Here is a 1545-nt window from a genome sequence, read left to right on the forward strand (position 1 = left end):
TGTCTTTTCCTGATTTATCTAGACACTTTTTTTGTTTATAAACGTAATCAGTAGACAGTAGTTATAAAGTAATACTGATATAGTAGTCACTTCTTTTAACTTCATACTGATAACATAGACACATTACCTCTGGGCCGAACAGAGCCCTTCTGAGAGATTAGTTGTTCGGCTTTGCAAAGCTATCGTATCCATCTCTTTCTCGTTACTTTTCACGGGTTTTCTTTTATTCCGCCACATTTTTATTTGCGTTTCCTTCTCCCCGTGCACTATGCCCGGGGTTTTATAACCGACACTCATGTGCGGTCGGCGGTAGTTGTAGAAGTAGATGTAGCGCTCTATCACGCTCGCGGCACGCTCGATGGTCTCGAACAGCCCTTGCCTATAGAGGCGTTCCACTTTAATTATCCCATTGATACGTTCCGCCACGGCATTGTCCGTGGGCTTGTAGTCTTCCGTCATGCTGATGGCAATGCCATGCCGCCGAAGGCGCTCCACGTACGCGTCGCAACAATACTGCACGCCACGGTCAGAGTGGTGTATCAGGCCCTCCAGATTTTCACTCCCTGTCATCTCAACGGCCTGGTCTATGGCCTGCCGCAACGCCTCAAGCGTGGCTGAGGCACGCAAGCTATCAGCCAGTACCCATCCCACTATCTTATGGGAATAAGCATCCGTGACCAGATGCAGGTAACAGACGTCTCCGCCGGCAAGCGGTATATAGGTAATATCGCTAACCCACAGTTGATTGGGAGAGGTTGGGACAAAGCCCTTTATCAAGTTCTTCCACTTATGGTAACGATGGTTGGAATTGGTTGTGCCCCTGGCTTTGCGCGGAGGAAGCATCAGGCGGTGTCGACGAAGCAGCGTGTAGAAGCTGTCGCGACCGGGCATGAACCTCTCTCCGAAGAGGGCGGTGAGCATGATCCACAGCTTGTAACCACCGATACCGGGATCCTCGCCACGTATCTCACGTACGGTATCCAGCATGAGACGTTCATTCTTCACATGGCTCCCTATGTCAGCCTTGGACTGGTAATAGGCTTGACGACAATGGCCAAACAGACGGCAGGCTGGCGCTACTTTCATCTTGCGAAGCCTGACCAGTTCCGTTACTATTTGGCCCCAGGTTTTTTTCTGATGGGAATGTTAAAATACTCTTCCGCACGCGTGATCATTAAATCACGGGCCTCGGTTTCCAACCGGGAGAAGGCAAGGGCCTTCTCCAACTCCTTAACACGCTTCTTGAGTCGCGCGTTTTCATCATGGTAATCCTCTTTGCTTCGATCGCTCATATCCGTAGGGGCTTGACACGGAGCCAAAGATACCTCTTTTACCACTGATTCATACTTCGCCAGCCATTTATTTAACAAAGTTATCCCACTAATACCATGTTGTTTGCAAAAACTGGTTTTGCTCATGCCGGATTGATAATAAGAATGAAGAAGATGCAATTTCTCTTCTTCGCTGTAATGCTCATGTTTTTTGCGCATAATAATTACACATTTTATTGTTATTGAATGTGTCTACCTATATCAGCATAAGACA

At 47.9% G+C, this 1545-nt stretch carries 2 protein-coding genes; both read right to left on the reverse strand.

The features are described from left to right. Positions 1–123 precede the first annotated feature (123 nt). Positions 124–1086, reverse strand: a complete 963-nt coding sequence (locus DWY79_RS22385) for an IS3 family transposase (RefSeq protein ID WP_009018803.1) — start codon at positions 1084–1086, stop codon at positions 124–126. A 26-nt stretch (positions 1087–1112) separates the two neighbouring features. After that, positions 1113–1490, reverse strand: a complete 378-nt coding sequence (locus tag DWY79_RS22390; RefSeq protein WP_005862367.1) for a transposase — start codon at positions 1488–1490, stop codon at positions 1113–1115. Positions 1491–1545: the final 55 nt, after the last annotated feature.

Origin of the sequence: Parabacteroides sp. AF27-14, assembly GCF_003635425.1 — a bacterium.
GTDB lineage: Bacteria > Bacteroidota > Bacteroidia > Bacteroidales > Tannerellaceae > Parabacteroides > Parabacteroides distasonis.